This is a genomic window from Fluviicola taffensis DSM 16823 (assembly GCF_000194605.1).
In the GTDB taxonomy this organism is placed as follows: domain Bacteria; phylum Bacteroidota; class Bacteroidia; order Flavobacteriales_D; family Crocinitomicaceae; genus Fluviicola; species Fluviicola taffensis.
Genome location: NC_015321.1, coordinates 2,591,656 through 2,614,153 on the forward strand (window position 1 = coordinate 2,591,656; position 22,498 = coordinate 2,614,153).

The 22,498-nt window shown below is 36.0% G+C and carries 21 protein-coding genes; 10 read left to right on the top strand and 11 right to left on the bottom strand.

Annotated elements, in window-relative coordinates:
* Both FLUTA_RS11340 and coaE read left to right on the top strand, forming a co-directional pair.
* A complete protein-coding gene (locus FLUTA_RS11340; protein WP_013687020.1) occupies positions 1 to 384 on the top strand; it encodes a DUF1987 domain-containing protein in 384 nt (127 codons plus the stop codon).
* Positions 385 to 416: 32 nt separating this feature from the next.
* Entirely contained in the window at positions 417 to 992 is a 576-nt protein-coding gene (coaE, locus tag FLUTA_RS11345; RefSeq protein WP_013687021.1) for a dephospho-CoA kinase, read from the top strand.
* Positions 993 to 995: 3 nt separating this feature from the next.
* Here coaE and FLUTA_RS11350 read toward each other — a convergent pair whose 3' ends face one another.
* Positions 996 to 1,544: a hypothetical protein gene (locus tag FLUTA_RS11350; RefSeq protein WP_148235433.1), complete on the bottom strand. Its 549-nt coding sequence runs from the start codon at positions 1,542 to 1,544 to the stop codon at positions 996 to 998.
* Between the two features lie 187 nt (positions 1,545 to 1,731).
* On the opposite strand from FLUTA_RS11350, the gene FLUTA_RS11355 reads away from it, so the two are divergent.
* Complete coding sequence (locus FLUTA_RS11355) at positions 1,732 to 3,852, top strand: S46 family peptidase (protein ID WP_013687023.1); 2,121 nt, start codon at positions 1,732 to 1,734, stop codon at positions 3,850 to 3,852.
* A 124-nt stretch (positions 3,853 to 3,976) separates the two neighbouring features.
* On the opposite strand, the gene gldC is transcribed toward FLUTA_RS11355, so the two are convergent.
* Both gldC and gldB read right to left on the bottom strand, forming a co-directional pair.
* Complete coding sequence (gene gldC / locus FLUTA_RS11360; protein ID WP_013687024.1) at positions 3,977 to 4,324, bottom strand: gliding motility protein GldC; 348 nt, start codon at positions 4,322 to 4,324, stop codon at positions 3,977 to 3,979.
* Between the two features lie 2 nt (positions 4,325 to 4,326).
* Entirely contained in the window at positions 4,327 to 5,343 is a 1,017-nt protein-coding gene (gldB, locus tag FLUTA_RS11365) for a gliding motility lipoprotein GldB (protein ID WP_013687025.1), read from the bottom strand.
* A 76-nt stretch (positions 5,344 to 5,419) separates the two neighbouring features.
* On the opposite strand from gldB, the gene FLUTA_RS11370 reads away from it, so the two are divergent.
* The 4 genes from FLUTA_RS11370 to FLUTA_RS11385 all read left to right on the top strand — a co-directional run bounded on the left by FLUTA_RS11370 (position 5,420) and on the right by FLUTA_RS11385 (position 10,168).
* Complete coding sequence (locus tag FLUTA_RS11370; RefSeq protein ID WP_013687026.1) at positions 5,420 to 6,265, top strand: outer membrane beta-barrel protein; 846 nt, start codon at positions 5,420 to 5,422, stop codon at positions 6,263 to 6,265.
* A gap of 78 nt (positions 6,266 to 6,343) precedes the next feature.
* On the top strand, positions 6,344 to 7,123 hold the full coding sequence (gene nadE / locus FLUTA_RS11375) for an NAD(+) synthase (protein WP_013687027.1): 780 nt from the start codon (positions 6,344 to 6,346) through the stop codon (positions 7,121 to 7,123).
* A complete protein-coding gene (locus FLUTA_RS11380; RefSeq protein WP_013687028.1) occupies positions 7,117 to 9,360 on the top strand; it encodes a M48 family metallopeptidase in 2,244 nt (747 codons plus the stop codon). The genes nadE and FLUTA_RS11380 overlap by 7 nt, the downstream gene beginning before the upstream one ends.
* The gene (locus FLUTA_RS11385; RefSeq protein ID WP_013687029.1) at positions 9,350 to 10,168 is read left to right on the top strand and encodes a hypothetical protein; all 819 of its coding nucleotides are present in this window, start codon (positions 9,350 to 9,352) and stop codon (positions 10,166 to 10,168) included. Before FLUTA_RS11380 ends, FLUTA_RS11385 begins: the two co-directional genes overlap by 11 nt.
* A 100-nt stretch (positions 10,169 to 10,268) precedes the next feature.
* Here the strand turns inward: FLUTA_RS11385 and FLUTA_RS11390 are convergent, their stop codons facing one another.
* Complete coding sequence (locus FLUTA_RS11390; protein WP_013687030.1) at positions 10,269 to 10,592, bottom strand: 2Fe-2S iron-sulfur cluster-binding protein; 324 nt, start codon at positions 10,590 to 10,592, stop codon at positions 10,269 to 10,271.
* An 80-nt stretch (positions 10,593 to 10,672) separates the two neighbouring features.
* Here FLUTA_RS11390 and FLUTA_RS11395 point away from each other — a divergent pair, with 80 nt between their 5' ends.
* The 3 genes from FLUTA_RS11395 (at position 10,673) to FLUTA_RS11405 (ending at position 15,506) form a co-directional block, all read left to right on the top strand.
* Positions 10,673 to 12,118, top strand: coding sequence for a hypothetical protein (locus tag FLUTA_RS11395; protein ID WP_013687031.1), 1,446 nt, complete (start codon positions 10,673 to 10,675; stop codon positions 12,116 to 12,118).
* A 303-nt stretch (positions 12,119 to 12,421) separates the two neighbouring features.
* Positions 12,422 to 13,876 (top strand): hypothetical protein, encoded by a 1,455-nt coding sequence (locus FLUTA_RS11400; protein WP_013687032.1) that lies wholly within the window; start codon positions 12,422 to 12,424, stop codon positions 13,874 to 13,876.
* Positions 13,877 to 14,048: 172 nt separating this feature from the next.
* Positions 14,049 to 15,506, top strand: a complete 1,458-nt coding sequence (locus FLUTA_RS11405) for a hypothetical protein (RefSeq protein WP_148235434.1) — start codon at positions 14,049 to 14,051, stop codon at positions 15,504 to 15,506.
* A 132-nt stretch (positions 15,507 to 15,638) separates the two neighbouring features.
* Here the strand turns inward: FLUTA_RS11405 and groL are convergent, their stop codons facing one another.
* The 7 genes from groL to miaB all read right to left on the bottom strand — a co-directional run bounded on the left by groL (position 15,639) and on the right by miaB (position 22,335).
* Positions 15,639 to 17,270: a chaperonin GroEL gene (gene groL, locus FLUTA_RS11410; protein ID WP_013687034.1), complete on the bottom strand. Its 1,632-nt coding sequence runs from the start codon at positions 17,268 to 17,270 to the stop codon at positions 15,639 to 15,641.
* Positions 17,271 to 17,354: 84 nt separating this feature from the next.
* Complete coding sequence (locus FLUTA_RS11415) at positions 17,355 to 17,633, bottom strand: co-chaperone GroES (protein WP_013687035.1); 279 nt, start codon at positions 17,631 to 17,633, stop codon at positions 17,355 to 17,357.
* Between the two features lie 157 nt (positions 17,634 to 17,790).
* Entirely contained in the window at positions 17,791 to 18,102 is a 312-nt protein-coding gene (gene secG, locus FLUTA_RS11420; protein WP_013687036.1) for a preprotein translocase subunit SecG, read from the bottom strand.
* A 1-nt stretch (position 18,103) separates the two neighbouring features.
* Complete coding sequence (locus FLUTA_RS11425; protein ID WP_013687037.1) at positions 18,104 to 19,114, bottom strand: hypothetical protein; 1,011 nt, start codon at positions 19,112 to 19,114, stop codon at positions 18,104 to 18,106.
* Positions 19,114 to 19,626, bottom strand: coding sequence for an LPS assembly lipoprotein LptE (lptE, locus tag FLUTA_RS11430; RefSeq protein ID WP_013687038.1), 513 nt, complete (start codon positions 19,624 to 19,626; stop codon positions 19,114 to 19,116). The genes FLUTA_RS11425 and lptE overlap by 1 nt, the downstream gene beginning before the upstream one ends.
* Positions 19,623 to 20,888 (bottom strand): sigma-54 interaction domain-containing protein, encoded by a 1,266-nt coding sequence (locus tag FLUTA_RS11435; protein ID WP_013687039.1) that lies wholly within the window; start codon positions 20,886 to 20,888, stop codon positions 19,623 to 19,625. Before FLUTA_RS11435 ends, lptE begins: the two co-directional genes overlap by 4 nt.
* Positions 20,889 to 20,895: 7 nt before the next feature.
* A complete protein-coding gene (gene miaB, locus FLUTA_RS11440; protein ID WP_013687040.1) occupies positions 20,896 to 22,335 on the bottom strand; it encodes a tRNA (N6-isopentenyl adenosine(37)-C2)-methylthiotransferase MiaB in 1,440 nt (479 codons plus the stop codon).
* Positions 22,336 to 22,498 lie beyond the last annotated feature (163 nt).

Genomic DNA, 22,498 nt, shown 5'->3' on the forward strand with positions numbered 1-22,498 from the left:
ATGGAAAATTTACACCTAGAAGGTTCTGCTAAAACACCTTCAATCCATTTTGATGCAATTTCAGGAAAACTTGAGTTGAAAGGTCGTTCTATCCCTGAAAACTCAGTTGAATTTTACAAACCACTAAATGATTGGATTGATGCTTATGGTAAAGAACCGATTGCGGAAACATCTGTCGATGTGAAGTTGGAATATTTCAATACTTCGTCGTCTAAATGTATTTTGGATTTGTTTAAAAAATTAGAAGCGATTTCTGGTTCCAAAACAAACGTGACTGTAAATTGGTATTTTGAAGAAGATGATGAAGATATGGAAGAAGCTGGTCAAGATTACCAAGCTATCATCAGTTTGCCTTTCAAAATCATTGAAGTAGAAGAAATTTAAATCGATCCTCCGTTTTTTACGGAGGATTTTTTATGACAAAAGTTATCGGTATAACAGGAGGAATAGGCTCTGGTAAATCAGTTGTGTCTAAAATTCTGCAACTCATAGGGTATCCTGTTTACTCATCTGATCAGCGTGCAAAAGAAATCATGCATGAGGATCAAAAAATCATCCAACAATTGACAAGTCTATTTGGCAACCAAGCTTATTTAAACAAGGAGCTAAATCGACCCTTTATCGCTAGTCAAATTTTTCAGGATGATTCAAAGCGCATCCAAATGAATCAAATTGTTCATCCTGCTGTTCGAGCAGATTTTAAAAGATGGACAGAAAATCAAGTTTCACATTTGGTCTTTCAAGAATCAGCACTTTTATTTGAAACAGGAAATTATAAAGCGTTTGATGGAGTGATTCTTGTTACAGCATCTGAAAAAGTGCGATTAGAACGAATCAAGTTGCGAGATAATCTCTCTGAAAAAGAAATTCGAGGGCGATTCAATTCTCAGATGTTAGAAGAAGAAAAAAAGAAGTTAACGCCTTTTGTCATATACAACAATGGAGATGTGTTTTTAGTACCTCAGATACTTGATTTACTCAAGAGAATTTAAAAATCAGTCCACTTCTTCGTAATCATCAAAGTGATTGGATTGGTTGTTACCATCATTTCGATTGTTGCAATCGTTGTTATTTCTTCTTCCAAGAGCCTGTCCCGAAAAAATCATACTTAATGCATTGAGCATACGTAAAAGCATTGTTATTGTGAAAAAGAATCCAACTATTTTAAAAATAAATCCAAAGATCGGAGTTTTCTCTATGTCAATGATATTCGAATAGAACCAATGAGAAACGCTGTTTTCTGCAAACTCGGGTTTCCACAACAAGAATCCAAAAACAGCCATTGCCAATGCTACAATTCCAAATTCAAGAGCCATTTTTGGCTTAGGACCTTCTGTTGGAACTCTTCCTTGAATTTGAATAGACATCATAGATTTGAATTGCATATTCTGAACTTTTCCGATGAAATACATCAAAACAATGAATCCAACGGTTATTGCGGAAGAAAAATTTCCCTTAGGATCATCTGTGCAAAACAAAATCGCGACATCCGCAATCAACAAATATTGAACGGTTTTTAAAGCGACACTAAGTGGGTATGACATAGGCACACCTCCTCTAAGCAATACTAAACCGAATTTTAAGATTCCCCAGATAAAACTGAAGATGGCTAAAATAACACCTAGCCTAAAAATTAAACTGATAAATTCCACAAAGCAAAAATGCGAAAAAGGGTTGAATTGAACAACTTGTTTTGGCAGGGTATTGGTATATTTGAGCAAAATTGTGATTATGAAAAATTGTTTGGTTGGTTTTATTGTCTTATTAGGCTTTACTCTTCATGCAGAAGAGGGAATGCTTATCCCTTCCTTGCTTCAAGCTTTTGAGTCTGATATGAAGGCAAAAGGAATGAAACTTTCGGCAGCTGATATTTATTCAGTGAATAATGCATCATTGAAAGATGCAATTATGCATTTTGGTGGAGGTTGTACTGCCGAATTAGTATCTGATAAAGGGTTAATGCTAACCAATCACCATTGTGGCTTGGATGCCGTTCAAAGACATTCATCCACCGAACACGATTATTTGAAAAATGGATTTTGGGCGAAAAATTTTACGGATGAACTACCAAATGCAGGACTTACAGCTACACGGATTGTTCGAATAGAAGATGTAACTGCCTCTATGATGTTTGGAATTCAAGGTTTAGAAGATGGAAATAAGATTGCTGAGGTTCTAAAAAGAAACATGAAAAAATTGATTGAAGATGCTACAAGAGGTACGCATTATCAAGGAGATATTCAAGCTTTTGATTATGGGAATAGTTTTTATTTAATGGTTAAAGAGGTTTTTACAGATGTTCGACTAGTTGGTGCTCCTCCAAGCTCCATTGGTAAATTTGGTGGTGATACAGATAACTGGGTTTGGCCAAGACATACAGGAGATTTTTCGGTGTTCCGTGTTTATGCCGGAAAAGATAACAAGCCGGCTGAGTACAACGTTGAAAACGTTCCTTATGAGCCTATCAAGCACTTAAAAATTGCATTTAATGATCGTAAGAAAGGTGATTTTACGATGGTTTATGGATTTCCGGGGCAAACAGAACAACATTTGACTTCTGGAAATTTGAAATACTATGTGGAGAAGCAAAGACCGATGGAAATTGATATGCGAACAAAAAGTTTAGCTGTAATCAATGAAGCAATGAAAAAATCAGATGCAACGCGTATTCAATATATGGCTAAACAAGCTCGTATTGCAAACGCATGGAAAAAATACATTGGTCAAATTGATGGTCTAAAACAATTAGATGCGGTTTCATTAAAGAAAAAGTTTGAAGCAGAATATATTGCGAAAGCAAATTCGAAAGAAGAATGGAATCGCTATGCTCCATTGATCGATCGGATGAATAAATTGGTTGATGAAAAAAGCGTGTATGAATACAATTACACACTCTTCGTAGAGTACTTGTTTGTAGGTCCTGAATTTTTCCGTTTAGCTAGAAGCATGGAAGATTTGGAACGTTTTTATGGAAAGTATCGTGAGAGTGGAGAATTGGACGCAAAGGTTCAATCAATAATCAAAGGAGCTGAAGGATTCTTTAAAAACTACGATGTAAATGTGGATAAAGGAATATTTGATGCACTAACACCAACGTTTAAAAATTATTTAGACAAACGTTTTGTAATTCCTTCTTTAACTAATCCAAAATTGACTGAAGCAATCTATTCCAAATCAATTTTGGTAAACAAAGAAAAGTTTGTCGGATTCCTGAATAAGCTGACAGAAAAATCATTTTCCAAATTAGCGAAAGATCCAGGCTACAAATTGTTTGTTGAGAGTTTCTCTTTGATGCGCAATGAAATCGCGACAGGAGCTACTGATTACAATATGGAAATGGATGCTTTGTTGAAAGATTTCGTAGAAGGAAAACTGAAAATGTTTCCTGACGGGAAAAACTGGCCAGATGCAAATTCGACATTGCGCGTAACTTATGGGCAGTTGGAAGGTTCAGCTCCTGTTGACGGTATGGCATATACAGAGCATACAACCTTGAAGGGAATGATTGATAAGTATAATACAGGGAATCCGGATTTCGATTTGGATCCAAAAATGATTGATTTGTACAAAGCAAAAAATTACGGAGATTACGCTCAAGATGATGAGTTGTGGGTGTGTTTCACAGGTTCCAATCACACGACAGGGGGTAACTCAGGTTCACCAGTTTTGGATGCAAACGGAAATTTAATGGGATTGAATTTTGATCGCAGTTGGGAAAGCACCATGAGTGACTTTTACTTTGACCCGAACCGTTGTAGAAATATAGTGGTGGATATCCGTTATGTGATGTGGGTAATGGATATTTATTGCGGAGCTAAAAATTTGGTAGACGAAATGACTTTGGTGAAGTAAAAACGATCCGATATAAAACATGTAGGCACGCGATGCGTCGCGTGCCTACATGACATGATTATATGAAAACAAAATGGGCGTCCCGGTTTAACCAGGACGCCCATTTTGTTTATTACAATTTCATTTATTTCTCTGGCATAATATCCATCTTCTCAGCGAAGTGGTAACAATAATCTCTTAAATCTTCAGCAATTAGGTTTTCCCCTGTTGCTTTTTCAAACGTATCTGCCATTGTAAGTAAGGTTTGATGAAAAAACTGTTTCATCTCTTCTACTGACATGTCTTTTGTCCAAAGATCAATTTTCATGGTATTATTGTCTTCCGGATTCCATAAGGAGAGCATTACTGCTTTTGCGGGAGAATCTTTAATTCCACCGTCGTCGGCAGACCAATGCATTTCTAAAGGTAGGTTATTGGCATTCAGCCCAATTTTTACGGTAATTGCAGATTGTTTGCTTACTATTTCTTCCATTTTTAATCGTTTATTTCGTATTCTGCTAAAATTTCGTTGTAGCTTTTGTCAAGAAGTTGCTGCAAAGTTACATTAGTTTGCTCCATATAACTACAAACAATTCGATAACCTAAAAATTGTCCCAAACGATCTGGGCCTTTTTGAGATAATCCGGATGTAAATGGACCTTCTTGTAAAAATGCTGCTTGATCTTTTTCACTTTTTGTAAAAAGCATATTTTGCTTTACAATGTGCTCCCATATACTTCGCTCGTTAGTAATCGCCCATTGATAGTCGGAAGCGTTGTAGCGCAAAAGAATTCGCTCGTCTTGTTGTGGGATGGAAGCTCTCGTTAAGTAAAGAATTTTCCCCCATTGAATCATTGCTTGGATATTATTGTGATCTTTTCCTGGCTCACAGATATGTGTCAAAATCCAAGCACACACAGCATCTCGCTCCATGTATTCAGGTTCCATAGCTTCTTTGATCCATTCGTAGAAAACATCAGAAGGCAACTCTTTGATGACATCTGTTTTAGCCCCCAAATACCGCTCCAAGCCAATAGCCAATTCATTTTCTGTGCAATAAACACTTGAAGAAAAATAAGAATTCATATAAACGATTGTTTTTGGAAGCTTTACACTCGGTAAATGAACTTGTAAACGTTTGAATCCATCTTCAATCGTTTTTGTTGACGATGAAACATGTGGAAATTTCTCCGTAATTCTTTTTGAAAGACGTTTGTAATAAGGACTGTTGGAGAAATCAGTCCAATTTGCACTAAAAGCACTGTCTTTCGGTAGACCAGTTTTGTAACAATAGTAAAATTCGTAGTCAATGATTTCTGGAATTTCTTGAGATAACTGATTTAGTTCTTTCTCCAGATTCTGTTCTTTTGTGTTTTGGAGAATACTGTCTAATTGGATACTTGACAAGTTGTAGCTGCTAGCTGAAATATCTACGTCAAGTGCGTCGCTAGAACATGATTGGATAGCTAGAAGCAGTATCATGAAGCAAGATAAGAATTGAATTTTTCTCATAAATTTTAGATTGCTCAAAAATAATCATTCTAATTTCAACTAAAGAAACTATATTTGACCCACTTTTATATAACTTATGAAAAGATTAATAGTAACATGTTTGGCTGTAAGTTTTTCAGCTTTGGTTTTTGCTCAAGAAACTGGTACAGATAAAAAAGCAAACGTTGGTATTGCATATCAATTTGGAATGAATTTCAACAAACCGGGAACAAACGTAATTGAACGTGATGGAGTTGGAGCTCAGAATATGATTGGGTTGAATGTCAATTTTAATTTCAATGAAAACATCGGTCTTTCAACTGGGGTTGAGTTTGATTTTGAATCGTTTAAGTATAGTTTTGTTGATTCAAAAAGCACTTATTATAACTATAGTGATAAGAAAATTTCTAAAAAGAATGAGCTTCAGGGTGGTGAAGATTTATTTGAATTAACGGGAAGAAAGTATAAAAACATTTATGCAACAATTCCATTGATGCTTATGTTTCGTACAAATGCAATTGGAGATTTCCGTTACTATGGAAAATTCGGCGCTAGAACAAGCTTTTTGGTAAAATCAGCTATGAATGATGTGGGGAATGTATTTTCCACGAATGATGTAGCTTTAATTGAAGCTCCCGGATCTACTTTTACAGCGGCTCCTAAGGAGAATGAGGGAATGAAAGTTCCTTATGGGAATGATGCTTTTATTATCCGAAGTGCTTTAGGAATTGCAGGTGGTGCTCAGTGGAATTTTACAGGAAACACCTTGTTATTTGCTGAAATTGGGTTCTACTATGGTTTAACTCCAATGCATGTTAGTAAAGACAAAAAAGAAGATAATATGACCATGTTTAACCGCGTGGATTCAAATACAACGAATGATTACTTTAGAATTAAAGCAAATCAAACGCAACTTTGTTTGAAAATTGGTATTCTGTTCTAATTAACAGAAATTAGAAATTAGAATCCCGTCTAGGCTTAGCAGAGACGGGATTTTTTTTTATTTTTACTATCGAGATTTATGGAAAAAGAATTAGAAGTAATTGATTATATTTCAAATTGGTTGAAACAATATGCAGTAACTGCAGGAGTAAACGGATTTGTTGTGGGAATTTCTGGAGGTGTTGACAGCGCAGTAACATCTGCTCTTTGTGCGAAAACGGGAATGAAGGTTTTGGTGTTAAACATGCCAATTCGTCAAACCAAAGCTGAGTTTACACGCGCTACAGAACACATTGATTGGTTACAGACTCATTTTTCAAATGTGGAAGCTCAGACAATTGATTTAACGGATGCTTTTTTCCAGTTAGAGAAAATATTTCCAGTTCAAACGGTTGAAAATCATCTAGCAATGGCTAATTCAAGAGCGCGATTGAGAATGACCACCTTGTATGCTTTGGGTCAAACACATGGTTTGCTTGTTGCAGGAACAGGAAATAAAATTGAAGATTTTGGAGTTGGCTTCTTTACAAAGTATGGGGATGGAGGTGTAGATTTAAGTCCAATTGCGGATTTAACAAAAACAGAAGTTTTCGAGTTAGCAGGTTCTTTGAATATTGTCCCATCTATTTTAACCGCAAAACCAACGGATGGTTTGTGGGAAGATGGGAGGTCAGATGAAGACCAAATAGGAGCAACCTATCCAGAATTGGAATGGGCTATGGATTTTACTGGTAACCCAGAAATTTTGAATGAAAGACAAAAAGACGTTTTGGAAATTTTCCAGAAACTCAATAAGGCGAATAAGCACAAAATGGAACCTATTCCAGTTTGTATCCTTCCAGAAAATAGTAAATGGTAAGAAATCAATTAATACTCATTTTCTTCTTGTTGATTGGCATCTCTCAATCAATTGCACAAACCTCCTTTAATCACTATCAGCCTTTATGCAGTAAGGGAATGGTTCCTGCAGACTTTTCGGTTAGCACATTGACTAAAATCAAACAGGACAATCAATCCGATTTGAAATCACTTTCATCCAAAAAACGTCAATTTTTCGTAGAGCAAATCAATTATTCGATTGATGAAGTACTTCATTCTGGAAATGTGACTTTTGGAGATACGATTAGTATTTACCTTCAAAAATTGGGTGATCGTTTAATTGAATCCAATGTGGACTTAAAAGGGAAATTGCGTTTTTACTGCTACAATTCTACGGATGCAAATGCTTTTTCAACGAGGCAAGGAATTGTTTTCGTAACAACTGGTTTGTTGGCTCAATTAACTTCGGAAGCTCAATTGGCATTTGTTCTATCTCATGAAATTGTTCATTACATGGAACATCATGTATTGGATTTTTATCAATATGCAACGAAAGAGAAATTTTATTCATACAATGAAAAAGCGCGATTCTTAAGTAACTATTCACGAGAAAATGAATTGGAAGCTGATCGAATTGCAGTTAAAATGGTTCACGATGCTGGGTACAAAGCGAATGAAATCAATAAAACATTCGATGTTTTGCTTTATTCATACTTGCCTTTCGAAGAATTGAAGTTAGATAAAGCATATTTCAACACCGATGAAATGTATGTTCCAGAGTTGTTTTTTGAATTCAAGAAAAATGAAATTTCTGCCAAGTTCAAATACAATGATTATTTGATGTCGCATCCTAACTTGGCAAAGCGCAAAGAACAGGTTTCTAATCAAGTCAGTAATTTTAAGAATTGGAATAGCGAAAAATTATTTGAAGACAGTACAAGCTTTTTTTTCATCCGTGATATATCAAGATTTGAATATGTATTGAACAAAGTGTATTCAGAAGAACCGATAGAAGCATTGTATGCCATTTATATCCTTGAAAAAAAATATCCGAATTCTAAGTTTCTAAAAAAATGTAAGTCACAAGCATGGTTGGATGTGATGAAAACTACTATCAAACAAGAAGCATACGTTTCGATTGCAAACCGCAAAAGACCAAAGTATTATGAAGGACAAATTTCAGTTCTGAATCAGCTTATTACTGCGCTTCCAAAAGCGGGGAAACTGACAATGGGTTTAAGGATTATTTATGATGCTTATAACAAAGACACTACTGATTTGGTTGCTAAAAAATGCTTAGAAACGGCATTGAGTATTTTGGTGAAAAGCAATGACTTTTCGATTTCGAATTATTCAGATAAAAGCTTTTCGAAAACGGTAGCATTTTTGAATGAAATTAAAAGTGATTCTTCTGCTAAAGCAAAATTCATTAGAGAAGAATGGGATAAATATGCAGTGATCGAAAATCAGTCGAAAGGAATGACAGAGGATTTTGGTATTGATTCTACTAAGTTCTACATGTATGGAATTTCGGATATTATAAAAGATAGTTCGTTCTTAAAAAAGATCCGTCTGCTAAATGCGAAGAGAAATTTGATCGAAAAAGACGATGATAATTTCAATTTAATGACAGACTACGAGCAAGCGAATTTGAATGTTTCAAAGTACAATGAAGAACTGCATCTAAAAATAGATTCTATGCTTCTGTTTCAACCAGCTATTTTTGAAACAAAGAAATTTTCAGAAATTGATGTGTATAAGACTTTCAAAACAAAGGACTTGATTTTTAGAGAGGTTTCCGATAATGCAGAAGATCAGGATATTCATGTCCGTAACCTGAGCTTACAACAATTAGATACTTTGAAAGCTTCAGATTGGAACAATTATGCAGCTATTCAACGGAGTTTAACGCGAGCAATAAGCGACTATAAAAACGATTATTTTGTAATGGATGTAGTGCAGTTAAATGAAATCAGAAAAACTTACGGCACCGAAAAGTTGCTGTTTATGGAATATCAGCATACCTACAAGCCTGATTTGTATTTTGGGAATATTGCTTTGTTTACAGTTCTTTTGCCTGTTGGATTGTTTTATTTCCCCATAGAACTCCTTTCTGGACATTATTCTGATTGGCAATTCTATATTTTGGATTTGAAATCGGGTGAATTGATTTTGGATCGGTCTTATTTTGCAAATGAACCTGCTAGTAAACATATTATCGGGTCTCGACTGAATGCACTATTTCATCAATTAAAACAAGTAAAGAATGCGAATTAAAAGAGGATTACTTGTTTGTTTGTTGTTTTTTTGTTTGTGCTCAAATGCGCAAGAAGTTGGCTATTATGGGAAGCGCGTTTTTTTGGAAATTGATGGTCAAGGTCAAATTCCGGTCCTACAAGCAATTTTTGGTGAGCGAAAAGGATATACTTTTCATAATGGTTCTCCAAAGAGATCCTTTAATTTGATTGATTTGGCTTACAGAGCGAGTCTAAATATTGCAATTACAGAAAGAGTAGGATTTGGATTGGAATTTTCACAACGATTTTATGCAGTCAATCTAGAAGCGATAGATGAGATTACGAGAAGTTTCAAAGATTCAAGCGGATCCTTGATTTCTCAGTATTTGCCTGCAAAAGTTAGCTATCTTCCTATTCGAGAAACTGTTTTTATGCCACGGGTCTTAATTGCCTTGAATGACGGTAGAATCCCTTGTGGTTTTGCCAGTGAGATTGGAATTGGGTATTCTTTGATTCAACTGCCAAATAAAGACTTGGACATTGCATTGGATTCAGAATTCAGTGGGTTGCAAACGTCCGTAAAAGAGCAATTAATCGATCCAAAAGGAGATGATTTCCAAGGAATGGTCTTCATGTATGGATTTCGGATGAACTACGCCATCAACAAACGGGTTTTATTCCATATTGGATTTCGGTATCAATACGCTCTGCAATTTGGCAAAAAGAAATACCGCAGAATGGAAGAATCTGAGTATTGGTTTTCACCGAGAGAAACTTGGTCTAAGATCAATCTTCGAAGACAATTAGGAATCTTTAGTCTCGGAACAGGATTGACTTTTACATTGTAATGACGAATTCCTAATTCCGAGTTCCGAATGAATTCAAATGTTAAATTGGAAAAACAATTAACCACATTTAATCCAAATTTTAATTCGTAATTATCAAAGATTACTCTGCTTCTGGCGCCAAACGTAGTACAATTCCGTCAATTTCTTCCGTAATAGGAATTTGACAACCCAAACGGCTGTTTCCTTTCACATAAAACGCTTGATCGAGCATGTCTAATTCAGCATCGCTTTGTTCTTCTAATTCAGTTTCTGATTCCAAATAACATTGACAAGTAGCACACATAGCCATTCCACCACATTCACCTTTTACAGGAAGCTCATATGCCTTGCAAAGCTCCATGATATTCATATTCATATCAGTTGGACCAATTAATTCATGTACCAACCCTTCTCTATCAATAATCGTTACTGTAATATCAGCCATTTGGTTTTTTTTGCAAAGGTACTAACTATTCCAAGCGGTATTTCTAAAATGTTATATTTGACAAAATAAAAACCCTAAATATGCGCATCCTACTAATATTCTTTTTGAGCTTCTTTTGGAATAATTGTTTTTCTCAGTCAAATCCATGGGTGCAAAATTCAGAGTATTTCAAAGAGAAGCCCCCTTATCAATTAAATCCGTTCCTCTTTGAAGATGGTTCGTTCCAAATTTCGGATGGAGATTATAGGCTCAAATTCAATGCTCAAGGAATTCTGAACAAGGATTTGATTCAGGTTATTCGTGAAGAGAAGTCTACAGCAGCTCAAAAAACAGGTGGATGTACTACTTACGATATGAAGAAGAATATTCGCTATACGTTAGAAGATAACTTGATTCATGTAGAGCAATATTTTTCGGATAAAAAGAATGAGTACAAAGTAATCCGTTTAGAAGAGCAGACACATGTTGTAAAAAGTGTTTGGGATGAATATTCAAATGTTGCAAATCATACAGATGTTGGAATCATTACTTCTATTGAGGATAAAATCATTCTTTATCAGACCTATTTTGCGATTTCAACGAATACTCATCCCCATTTATTTAAACCCAAAGGAATGAATACCTATTTGAGATTGAGTATTGTAAACCTAAAGGATTATTCTGTTTCTTACGAATATGTTTTAATAGATGTCTTTAATTCGACCTTTGGAAAGAAGAAGGAAGTGCTTGATAAGTATGACTTTAAATGCATTGGATTGAATGATAAGCACGAATTACTTTTTAGCCTAAGTAAAGCCGTTTTGAAAGATCGAAATGCGCAACTATTAACATTGAGTGATTACAAAGGAGTGGATTATTGTAATGCTTCCATGGATGTTTGGTCTGTCAATCTAGATGATTTCTCGCAAAAGAAAGTGATTAGCACCTCTGTAGAATCGCCATTAAAAGCATCATCAGTAAGTTTTAGTTATACGAGTGATGGATGGATGCTCTCTTGGACTGAATCAGTCGAAGCCAAGTATTATTCCTTTCATGCCCGAGTTTTTGCTTTAGATAAAGATCAGGATCTAAATGAGGTAAAATTGAATTTCCCTATTCAAAGCTTGAAATTGAAGAAATTGCAAACGCCCAATATTCGAATCTTCAAAGATCTTCAAGGAAAAAAGCAATTTTGTGTGAGTGATCCAGAATATCCTTCAATTTTGAGTATGAATGAGCAATTAGAACTGACTGTCTTTGATAATAATAAGTTGAAATGGGATTTGCTCAAAAACTACATTCTTGCGGATAATGAGTTGATGTGTTTACCTACAATTAAGAATCTCTCAGAGATTGATTTGGAAAACTTATCTGGATTGCCAAAAGAAATAGAATGGGGAGCGAATCATACTCGAATCCTACGATTTAGAAAAGTAGAAAATCAAATCAGGTATGTGCATATTGAAACGGCCAATAAACTTGTTGAAACAGGGCACGTGGAAAAGATCAAGGAACTTTACCTGAAAACAGGAGTGATTGCTTTGTAATCGAACTGAGATTTATAGTTGAAAGGGCAGATGTCAATTGATATCTGCCCTTTCTATATAGTGTCGTTCCTGTCTATCCCAAACTTAAAGAATGGGGAAGGAGGATCGGAAAGTCCCGACTTTTTATTCGGGACTATAGTTGTTTCAAAGATACAGACTTTCGCTCTTAAAGAAACTAATTTAGGAAATCTTAAATTTCGCAGGTTAAAGTCTAGTTATTGTCAATAGATCCTAGTAGGAGTCTGTTGATTTGGTTCGTATATTTGCTTAGGTAATTAATCTAAAACTTAAAAAACAACAACTATGAAATTTATTTTTCTAACCATCGTCTGTCTACTATCTGTTTCAAAAGCTGTCTCGCAAAACCAAGTAATTGATGTAAAAGAACTTTTAGGAAAGGGCAAATACAATGCGCCTAGTATGACCCAGACAAAGGACGGAAGTATGCTTGTTGGTTTTGACTCGGAATTAATACTAATTAATCCGCAGGGAAAGATAGTACATCGTGCAATAAACCCGATCACGGCTAAAAAATATAAATACGATCTGGATCAAGCTCAGGGGTATAATCAACAGAATGATGTATTTTTTTTGTTGATGGACGGGAACTACGTTTTTGTTAAGAACTATTCATCTGAAAAACCGGAAGTTGTAGAAGTTGGGGTTCCGAAACTGGAGAATCTTAGAGGCTCAGTTTATAAATACGATGACAAAAAGGCTGATTTTAATTATTATTCCAGTAAACCTGCTATAAGTACAAATATTAATTTTCTTAATGATGACAATGTTCTGATTGCAAGAAGCTATGTCTCCATGTCAAAGAATAGCCATGAATCTGAAGCGCCTAAAAAGGATAAGTATAATTCATTCGTAAGATTGACATATATCAATTTGAAATCAATGGAAATCAATGAGGAGTATGTAATGAAAGATGTTTTTAAAATCAACAGGGACAATGATACTGAAGCGCTGATTGAAATTTTAGGATTCGAAAATGATGAATTTAAAATAGGAGTTTCCAATTTCAATAAAAAGTTGATCCATCCTCAAATTAGAGGATATAAGTATTCAGGGGATTATGAAATGTACACGTACAATATCAAAACGAAGGAAACAAAGAATATTGGGAAAATAACTATTGAACCTGTTCAAAATTCGGTATACTCTTCGATTGAAACGACTAAAAATGCACTTTCTGTATCGTGGACGGAACATATTGAAAATTCAGATAAATATGCTTTAAAAAGAAAGACATACAGGATTTTAGATTCTGGAGAAGTTGAAACGACTGATTACGTTTTTCCTGTTGATGTGGTTTCTCTTCTTCAACCGCAGGTTTTTGGTGTATTTGATTATGAGAATTTAAAGGGTGATAAGTATTGCGTTCTTGCGGGTGATTTTGTTAAGAACAAAAGAGGTAAAGATCCAGTACCAGCTTACGTATTAATCAATAAAGAACAAAATGCAGATGTTTTTGATAGAAGCGAAGAAGGGTTAGGTTATTTTGATGCTGGAAAAGATGCCTATTATCAATTCGATATCGAATTTCAGGACCAACAGGAATTAATTGCTAAACTAAGTAAACCCCTAGCTGAAAAGGGACTGAATGTGTATGATCTTCGCAAAAATTGTTCAATCACACAAGTTGGAAACAAGAAGTTCATTGCAGTGAAGTATTTCATGGAATTTAAAACTGGATTTGGGAATGCTGCTGCTCCGGCAACATTTTTAATGCAATTTATTGAGATTGAATTGTAAGATGAACGAATGCAGAAAAAAGCGCCTTGGATTTCATGGCGCTTTTTTATTGAATTCAAAATACACACCAAATCAATTGTTGTAACTGTTAGAATAAATGGAGTGCAAATTTAACCTCGAAAATTCTGACGATTTCAGTAATCTGAGTATGTTTGCAAAAAAAACAAGTAAAATGAAAAAATCAATCTTCACCATCTTATCCATTCTCTCTGTGTTTTATGCCGCAGCTCAACAAAAGACCATTGATGTGCTTGAACTCTTCAATGGTAAATTTGAGGGACTAGACGGAGTCTATATTTTAAATGATGGAACTATCCAGTTGACTAATATGAAAAGGATCTTCAAACTGGATGCAAATGGAAATAAATTAGGAGAGCCTGAACGCGTTCCTAGTACGATTTCAAATTCTACATCACCTACATCAGAGAGCTTGAGTGGTTATTTTAACGACCGAAATTTGCGCTATAATCGTTTTGGCGAGAGTATAGAATTCACATACATGAAGTCTGACGGTCCGAATGAAGTCTACGACGTTCCACTGAAACAGATGAAAGGTGTTACAAGCTCGGGAACCGCCCCAAAAGCGCGTGATGTACATTCCTATAGTTCCGGAGTTCAGATGATAGATGATTATAATGCAATCTATTACGCTAGTTATGTCTCCAGATCAGAAAAGTCTCATGCAAACCAAAAATTTTCATCCGACAAGCTTTATACCTTTTTGCAAATTGTGAGAATTAATATCAAAGAAAAGAAAACGGAAGAATTCTATACATGCATTGATTTGGTTCCTGAAACAAGAGATGTTTACAACGATGTGGAATTTAAAGTACTTAATCAGGATGAAAACAAACTGATTTTAGGTTTGAGAAAATGTAAATCTGTAATGAGTGGAGGTAGTGAAGGCTATTATTATGATTTGAGACAATCGACTAAGGGTATTTTTGAAGTGTATAGTTTGGATTTGAAATCGTTGGAACTGGAAAAAATTCAATCTGTAGAAATTGCTGCACCAGCAGCTTCTGTAGCGATGAATTATTCTTATTTCGAGAATGCAGTTAGACTTAGCTGGGTTGAGCCGATCACTGGAACACCAAATTTCTCCTTACACAGCAGTTCGTATCGATTAAAAGAGGGTGGATCTGAAATAGAAGAAAATACTATTCATTTTCCACAAGAAGTTGTTGCATTAATGAAACCAATTCCCCTGCCAATTATTGATTATACGGACTTAAATAATAAGCAATGGGCTTTTGTACAAGGAAATTTTGTAAAGTCTAAAAAAGACAAAAATCCAGTTCCGATGGTTGTTATGTTGGATAATGAAGGAACTATTGAATTTAAAAATGGACATGAGAAACATGCTGCTTGGGATTTTGCATTCTATGACAATGATCTTAAACGAATGCGCTTTCTAACATTGGAACGTGACATTACGGAGGAAGAAATGGATAACCTAATAAAACCGATTTTGAGCGAAACTAAAATGAATTACATGATTAAGGACGATCGGGTAGTTGTTCGTAAAGTTGGTTCTGAAATTGTTTTTGTGCATTGCGATTACAGAGGTGGCGGAGCAGGTGTAGCTGCAAGATTATCTGACTTTAAAATGGTTATTGGTAAATTGTAATAGAAGTAACTCTAATTAGGATAGCAAAAAGCGCGGTGAATTTCACCGCGCTTTTTTGTTGTTCTATGTTTTGAAATAATCAGTAAATAACTTCGCTGGAAATTTACACCAGGTAATTGAGCGAAGTCGAAATTACATCATTCCTGGCATTCCGCCTGGCATTCCATGTGAGTGAGCTCCTTCAACTTCTGGCTCATCTGCAATCACACATTCGGTAGTCAATAACATCGCTGCGATTGATGCTGCATTTTCGATTGCGATACGTGTTACTTTCGTTGGATCAATTACACCAGCTTCGTACAAATTTTGGTACTGATCTGTGCGAGCATTGTATCCGAAATCACCTTTTCCTTCGCGTACTTTTTGAACAACTACAGCTCCTTCACCACCAGCATTGGCAATGATTTGACGCAATGGCTCTTCAATAGCACGTTTCACGATTGCAATTCCTGTTGTTTCATCGTCGTTTATTCCTGTCAATGTTTCCAACGCATCCATTGCACGAATCAATGCAACACCTCCACCAGGAACAATTCCTTCTTCCACAGCAGCTCTTGTCGCAGCTAAAGCATCATCTACACGGTCTTTTTTCTCTTTCATCTCAACTTCAGTTGGAGCACCAATGTACAAAACTGCAACACCGCCAGCCAATTTAGCTAAACGCTCTTGCAATTTTTCTCGGTCGTAATCTGATGTTGTAGACTCCATTTGAGCTTTGATTTGACCAATGCGAGCTTGAATATTCTCTTTTTGACCAGCTCCGTTGATAATCGTTGTATTGTCTTTGTCGATTTCTACTTTTTCAGCAGTTCCCAACATGTCTAACGTCGCGTTTTCCAATGTTAAACCTCGCTCTTCAGTAATGACTTGTCCACCTGTCAAAATTGCGATGTCTTCCAACATAGCTTTTCTCCGATCTCCAAAACCTGGAGCTTTTACAGCTGCAATTTTCAATGATCCGCGTAAACGGTTTACCACCAAAGTCGTCAATGCTTCACCATCCACATCTTCAGCGATAATGATCAACGATTTTCCATTTTGAACAACTGGTTCCAAAATTGGAAGCAATTCCTTCATGTTGCTGATTTTCTTGTCGTAAATCAAAATCAAAGGATGTTCCATTTCAGCAATCATCTTATCTGTGTTTGTCACAAAATAAGGAGATAAATATCCACGGTCAAACTGCATTCCTTCCACTGTTTTCACATCAGTTTCAGTTCCTTTTGCTTCTTCAACAGTGATTACACCGTCGTTTCCAACCACTTTCATTGCTTCAGCGATTAATGAACCGATTGTATCGTCATTGTTTGCTGAAATTGTAGCAATTTGCTTGATTTTGTCATTGTCAGAACCAACTTCCTTTGACATTTTTTTCAAATCGGCAACCACAGAAAGAACTGCTTTATCGATTCCGCGTTTTAAGTCCATTGGGTTTGCACCAGCAGCAACATTTTTCAATCCTGCAGTGATGATTGCCTGAGCCAATACAGTTGCAGTTGTTGTTCCATCTCCAGCGATATCTGCTGTTTTTGAAGCTACTTCTTTCACCATCTGAGCACCCATGTTTTCAATTGGGTCAGCCAGTTCAATTTCTTTAGCTACAGAAACACCATCTTTTGTTACTTGTGGAGCACCGAATTTTTTTCCGATTACAACGTTTCTTCCTTTTGGTCCAAGAGTTACTTTCACTGCATTTGCCAATGCATCAACTCCTTTTTTAAGCTTCTCGCGAGCTTCTACGTCAAAATATATTTGTTTTGCCATTTTTTCTTATTTCTTACTGATTTAAATTCTGTACAATGTTCAAATTTGAACCCTTTAAACTGTTGGAACCTTTTGAACTCTTTTCTATCCGATGATTCCGTAGATATCACCTTCTTTCATGATCAAGTAATCGTTACCATCAATTTTAATTTCAGTACCTGAATATTGACCATAAATAACTGTATCATTTACTTTTAAAGTCATTGGCTCGTCTTTTTTTCCAACTCCAACAGCGATAACTTTCCCTTTCAATGGTTTCTCTTTTGCTGTGTCTGGAATAATAATACCACTTGCTGTTACTTGCTCTGCAGGTGCTGCTTCGATAAGCACTCTATCCGCTAAGGGTTTAAATGTTGTTGACATATTGTTGTTTTAATTTTAGATAAAATTTGACGATTCAAAATGACCAAGATTATGCCATTCTTCAAATCGTGTCAAATTTTCCTTTTACAGAGGATTAGAAACAAAAAATGTCAGTACGTTGTGACATACTGACATTTTATATAGAAATTTTAAAATCTTATTTTTGAGCACCACCAGCTGGAGCAGTTCCTCCTTGTTGACCACCAGGACCTTGTTGTTCTTTTTTCGGATCAACTTTTGCTTTTGCAGGTTTCATCATGGTTGTCATTGCGATACTTCCAACAAGAATTACTGCTGAAAGAACCCAAGTTGCTTTTTCGATGAAATCATTTGTGCGTTGTACACCACCAATCTGTTGTGCTGCACCAAAATCAGAAGATAAACCTCCTCCTTTTGGGTTCTGAACAAACACTACTACGATTAATAAAACACTTGCTAATACTAGTAAAATTGAAATTAATGCTATCATTTTATGAGGTAATTTTTTTCTTTAATTCTTCGATTTGGAGTGCAAATAAACTCTTTTTTTCTGGAAACGCCAAACTTAATTGATGATAAACATGAATTGCTTTCGGAAAATTTCCTTGAGCAGCATATATTTTGGCTAATGTTTCAGAAACAGGAATCTTTTCGTCGTCCAAACTTTCTTTTGCTTTTTTAGAAGGAGAATAGAATTCTGTTTTAGGTCTTGGCATACTTGGACTCGTTTCAATGAATTTATCAATGATTTCTTGTTGCGATGCTTTGACTTCTTTTATTTCTGATGATTTACTTCCTGAATTGGCATGCTCACCTGCTTTTAACCAACTGCTGAAAGAACGTTTTTCGTCTGTTTGAACTGGTTTTATTACAGGAATCTCTTCCTGAATTGGCTCCTCAATCGAAGTCTCTTGAATGTGAGATTCGATAGATGGTTCTTCATTGATTTCGTGCAAAACGGGTTCAACTGTCAAGTAATCTTGGCTCAAAGTTGCTGCTACCGTTTCAAAATCAAAAATATCTTTCTCAACAATTGGTTCTGGGCTAGTAGCTTGTTCTTCGATTAATTCTATTTCAGGAGCATCTTCAAGAACAGTTTTCACCTCTGAAGTAATTGCAGTAATTGGCTCTTGGGTCGGTTCTTCCTCTTTGTCAGATGAAACTTCGGATGTCTTTTCTGTAACATGAGTAACGACTTCTGTTTTTGATTGAACTTCTGTTGCTACTACTTCCTCCGTTGAATTTTCGATCAATGCTTCTCCTTTAAATGCGGAGTGCAATAAGTGAAATAAACGTGTTCTATCTGATAACTTGTAAGCTTGCTTTGGAAGAACTTCGTCTAGATGAATAGATTGAAAGCGTGAAACACCTTGTAAATACAACAACGAATAAACAGATGAATACGGATGTTTTTCAGAAAGTGTGCGGAGTACATCTACATCCTCTGGGCGCATCAAGTCAGGATTGACAATAAATTCAGCTATTTGCTCGGTATTTAACATTACCAGTTGGATAAAAGTTTATTGATGACATCCTGTACCACTTGTTGATTGATGGCTTCCAGCAAACGTGTTTCTACATCCACCAAATTTTCATTGGATTCGTAATCTGCAAAGCGCGAACTGGTAAATTCCATTTTTTCCAAGCCTTTTGTAGGTGTAAGTATAGTGAAATTAACCGAAACTGTTAATCTGTTTTTTGCAGCTAAATCTCCTTGTTGAATTGCAATGGGAGAAGTGTTGTAACCAGAAACGATTCCGCTGATTTTTAAATTCGCATTTTCCAAATTGGAATCTAGTTTTAAGCGCGTATTGTTTTGAATTCCACTTCTAAGAGCTTCCGATAAATTTGCTGGATAATTAGATGGAGCTGTTGTTGCTGTTAATTCCAAAGGAGCAATGTAGAATGTTTTCCAATCTTCAGGCATGGAGGTATCAAATGGGCTCATGAAAGTTTTCGGCCAACAACTGGCTAATCCTATGAGTAAAATGAGTGCTAAAGCGAGTTTTTTCATCCTTGAATGTCATATTCTTTAATCTTGCGATACAAAGTTCGTTCCGAAATACCCAACTCTTCTGCAGCGTATTTTCTTCTTCCACGGTGTTTATCCAAGGCTTTTTGAATCAATTCTCGTTCTCGATCTTCCAATGACAGCGATTCCTGAACTTCTTCGTGAATCTCGTAATCTTCTGTTTCAGGGTTTTGATAGTTCTCAGTATCAAAAACAACAGGCTTTACTGTTTCAGGCTTCAATGGAGCTGAAGGTAAAATGCGCTGGTCTCCTAGATTAATATCGTGATATAAACGGTTCACAACAGCAGCTTGGTCATTTGAAAGACTAAAGTCTCCTTGATGGTTCAATAGTTCGACAACCAATTTTTTCAATTCGTTCAAGTCGTTTTTCATGTCAAACAAGAACTTGTACATCAATTCGCGTTCATCAATTTTAGTTTCTTGTGCACCAACCACAGCTGGAAAAAATTCTTCTGCTTGCGGTAAATAAGATTGTAAGCGAGGACCATCAATATCTCGTTCTTGCTCAATAACTGAAATTTGTTCCACCAAATTTTTCAACTGGCGAATATTTCCTGGCCAATGGTAAGTGGTTAATATTTCCACAGCATCTCCAGTTAATTTCACTGCTGGCATGCGGTATTTTTCCGCGAAGTCACTTGCGAATTTTCGGAACAGTAAATAAATATCTTCTTGTCGTTGACGTAATGGGGGCAATGGAATTGGAACGGTACTCAAACGGTAAAGCAAATCTTCCCGAAACTTTCCTGATTGGATTGCTCGATGCATATTTTCATTGGTTGCAGCAACAACACGCACATTTGTTTTAATTACTTTCGATGAACCAACCCGAATAAATTCTCCAGTTTCTAAGACACGTAATAAACGAACTTGCGTTTGCATGGGTAATTCCGCAACTTCATCGAGGAAAATGGTTCCACCATCTGCTACTTCAAAATATCCTTGTCTGCTTCCTGTTGCTCCAGTAAAAGATCCTTTTTCGTGACCGAATAATTCCGAATCAATCGTTCCTTCTGGAATTGCACCACAGTTTACAGCAATATATTCATTGTGTTTGCGGGTACTCAATTGATGAATAACTTGTGGAATAATCTCTTTACCTGTCCCGCTTTCTCCAGTTACAAGTACTGAAATATCCGTTGGTGCCACTTGCATAGCAACTTCCAAAGCTCTATTTAGCTGAGGAGCATTTCCAATAATTCCAAATCGTTGTTTGATTTGGGGAAGTGACATATTACTCATAAGTATTTTAATTAGCGTGATTTACCAATTCTCCCATCAACGTTGCTGAGGTATAATCAGTAATTTTCACGAATACATACTGGCCTTTTTTCGAATCTCCTTTCGGGAAAACAACTTTTGAATTTCTTCCATCTCTTCCGCTAAAGTGTTCTGCAGAACGTTTTGAAGGACCCTCCACCAATACTTTTGCAATTTTACCTACTTGACTTTTGTGAGCGGCAGAAGCATTTTTCAATTGCAAAGCAATAATCTCCTCCAATCGTTTTCCTTTCACTTCTTCTGGAACATCATCTTCAAATTTGCGTTCTGCTAATGTTTTCGGTCGCTCGGAATATTTAAACATATAGGCGAAATCATATCCAACCTCACGCATTAAAGACACAGTTTCTTGATGCTCTTCTTCTGTTTCACCACAAAATCCAGTGATAATATCTGTTGAAATAGCACAGTCTGGGATGATGCGTTTAATGGCTGCGATGCGCTCTAAATACCATTCGCGAGAATACCCGCGATTCATACGTTCCAATACATTTGAATTTCCAGATTGAACGGGCAAATGAATATATGGACAAATATTTTCATATTTCGCCATCATTTCCAGCACGTCGTCTGTCATGTCTTTGGGATGAGAAGTAGAAAAACGAATGCGTAAATCTGGATGAATCAATGCGACCATCTCCATCAGTTGTGCAAAGTTTGTTGTTGGAATTGTTTCATCCTTCAATACTCCCTTACTACTCATATTCCAACGGTAACTATCCACGTTTTGTCCCAATAAAGTAACTTCGCGGTATCCGTTTGCAAATAAATCTTTGCATTCTTGAACAATTGTAAGTGGATCTCTCGAACGTTCTCTTCCGCGTGTAAATGGAACAACACAGAATGAGCACATGTTATCACAACCACGAGTAATCGTAACGAAAGCGCTTACACCACCTTGATCCATTCTCACAGGAGAAATGTCTGCATACGTTTCTTCACGAGAAAGCAATACGTTCACAGCGCGCTGACCTGTTCCAACTTCATCTATTAAGTTTGGCAAATCGCGGTAAGCATCTGGACCAGCTACTAGATCAACCAATTGTTCCTCTTCCAATAAGGCTTGTTTTAAACGTTCCGCCATGCAGCCTAAAATTCCTACTACTAAGTTTGGTTGTTCCGCTTTCCGTTTTTTAAATTCAGTTAGTCTATTACGAACACGCGTTTCTGCATTTTCACGAATGGAGCATGTATTAATTAAAACGACATCTGCCTCGTCAATGTTTCGAGTGGTAGTATAACCTTCCTTTGTCATAATAGAAGCAACTACTTCACTATCACTGAAATTCATTTGACATCCATAGCTTTCCACATAAAGTTTTTTGGAACCAGTACCACCTTCTAAAATGATCGCTTCTCCTTGTCTGCCTTCGTCAATAACTTTATTTAATCCGTGATTCTCTAACATGTTTGAATTTTATTGTGTGCAAAAATAGTTTTTATGACAGATATGTCAAAATGTCAGGAGATGTTCTCTGTTAATTTTTCGGAAAACTTTAACTGGTTTCGGGCTGAAATATTGGTTTTGTAAAAAATATAAACTATAGTTTAATAGGGACTTCATTTTTTTT